The sequence below is a fragment of the Calditrichota bacterium genome, assembly GCA_014359355.1.
In the GTDB taxonomy this organism is placed as follows: domain Bacteria; phylum Zhuqueibacterota; class Zhuqueibacteria; order JANLFK01; family Oleimicrobiaceae; genus Oleimicrobium.
The window spans coordinates 1-2,163 of sequence record JACIZP010000336.1; the positions used below are offsets into that span (position 1 = coordinate 1).

Annotated in this window: 3 protein-coding genes; all 3 read right to left on the reverse strand. The window is 61.0% G+C overall.

The window, feature by feature from the left end:
• Positions 1-555: CHASE2 domain-containing protein (locus H5U38_14260; protein MBC7188183.1), on the reverse strand; the 555-nt coding region annotated here is incomplete at its 3' end.
• A complete protein-coding gene (locus H5U38_14265; protein MBC7188184.1) occupies positions 552-842 on the reverse strand; it encodes a hypothetical protein in 291 nt (96 codons plus the stop codon). The genes H5U38_14265 and H5U38_14260, both read right to left, overlap by 4 nt.
• A 156-nt stretch (positions 843-998) precedes the next feature.
• Positions 999-2,163, reverse strand: a 1,165-nt coding sequence (locus H5U38_14270; protein ID MBC7188185.1) for a hypothetical protein, incomplete at its 5' end; no start/stop codon positions are given.

Consider the following 2,163-nt stretch of genomic DNA (forward strand, 5'->3'; position numbering starts at 1 on the left):
CTTTTTCTGGGCAGAGACGAAAAGAAGGTAACGGCGCAAGAAGCCGTCCGGATCGTGGTCATAGTTGACGATGCCGATGCGTGCAGCCGCAAAAGAGAGGGGATCGAAGGGTTTCAGCACGTACGAGGAGACAATGCCCCGCGGGCCTTGGTCGTACACCACCTTGGCGGCGAGCACCACATTGCCCGCCTCCCGCACGGCCTGCGCAAACTCCGCGTCCTCCTCCGACTTGATCCACGAGGGCTCGGTGAACTCGATATCCAGGACGATGAGGCGAGCACCGGCCTCCTTCAGATTGCGCACGGCACGCGCGAAGTAGGAGCGCGGGTAGGGCCAGGTCCCCGGCACACTGGCAAAGGCCTCGTCGTCGACCGCCACCACCGCGATCAGGGTGTCGGGATAGACCAGCGGGCCGCGCAGCGCAAAGCGCGCGTCGATGCTCCGCAGCTCAAGGTTCTGGAAAACGGGGATGACGCTTAGCAGCAGGGCCCCACCTGCGGCGAGCAGCGCCAGAACCGAAGTGACGACCCACCTGTTCCTGAGCAGCCCCTTCACTCCAGCTCCGTCAGGTCTGCGGAGAAACCCGGTTTCTCATCTTCTGGCACGTTTTCTCCGGGTATGGGCTCGTGCGCTTTGCGGCCGTACACCCTCTGGTAGGCCCGACAGAATGGACAAAGCCTCTCCTCAACCTTGCACACCACCATGTACGCCAGGCCACGCTGCCTCTGGCGCGCGTGGCGGCACAGCGTGCAGTGCACACACACCGCGGCCAACATGCGGGTCAGCCTGCCGTGCTCCATGCCTGTCCCATTTGCGCTTCCATGCAAAGTTCGTGAGGACATCGCCCTTTGCCTCCATGCCGAAACGGCAGCCGAGAAACGCTCTCGCTGCCGCTCCCTTCACCGCCAGATGAGAGGCGCCATGCAGTGGTGTCAGCCCAATGCCGCCCTGACTTCACGCCTCACTGCGTGCTCATCCCATTGGGTTCCACCGTGTTCTCAAAAGCGCTTCTCCAGCCGCAGGCGCGCTAAGAGGTCGTCATACGAGGGGCGCGGTGAGCCATCCGCATTGATGCCACGGTCGATAAAGTTGATGTAGGACAGGTCAAGCTGTAAGAAGAGCGATGGCACCGGTCGGTACACCGCACCGAGCAGGTAGCTGGTCTTGTTGTACTTGATAGTCCCAGTACTGCCCATCAGACCTTGTGCAGATATCCGCCGCACGCCACAATTGAGCACGAGTTGTTCTTCAAGCAGCCGGTACTCGGCGCCGATGTCTCCCATCTTGAAACTGAACTGACTCGTCCCTCCCAGCGCCTCGTTGTCGTTCCATGCGTAGTTGACCGTGGTCACCAGCGGCACATTCCACTTGCTGCGCAGGGAAAGCACGCGCATGGCAGTGCTGACGTCGCTCGCGTAGCCGCCCACGAGCCGCCCGCTCGCCAGGCGGTCGGCGCGATCGGAGGTGATCCAATTGAGGCTCGCGGTATGCTGCAGGTCGAAGAGCACAAAATCCTGCGCCAGCTGCAGCATGTAGTCCTGGGTCAAGTTGTTTTCCCCCACGGCAAAGGTATCGGCCTGGGCGGCATAGAGCGAATCGACCCCGTTGTCGCGCAGCCGGCGGCGATAGTCGACGGTCAGACGCGGCAGGCCCTTGCCCGGAAAGTACGACAGTGCCACATTGAACGCCGTCAGATCCAACGCAGGCTGACCATCATCCTTGGAGAAGTTGTCTTGGTAGCGCTCCATCCCCAATGTGCAGAAGATCTGGTTGCGAAAGAGGCGTATGCGGTCCGAGGCGTACCACCCGCGAATGTCCCGCCGGAGAAAGGTATTGCCCAGCGAGTAGTACTCGGCACCTATGGATTTGTAGCCAACCCGTATCAGGTTTCCAAAGTAATTCAAGCGCAGCGTCACGTTGTAGGCAAGTGAGCTCAGATGCCGTGGGTCAATGGGCGTGGTGCTGTCGTTGATGATCAACAGCTTCTCGAATTGCTTGGGGTCAACGGGGATGTCTTCGCCAAAAATGGAGTCGATTCTGGCCTTGCTGAGCGAGCCAGGCAGGGTGTTCATGGTGGTCATGCTCATGGCAGCTGCCGCCTGCAGCTCGATGCGCCGCCTGTCCAGCGCCAAGTAGAGGTCCGGCCCGACCACCACATTGTCG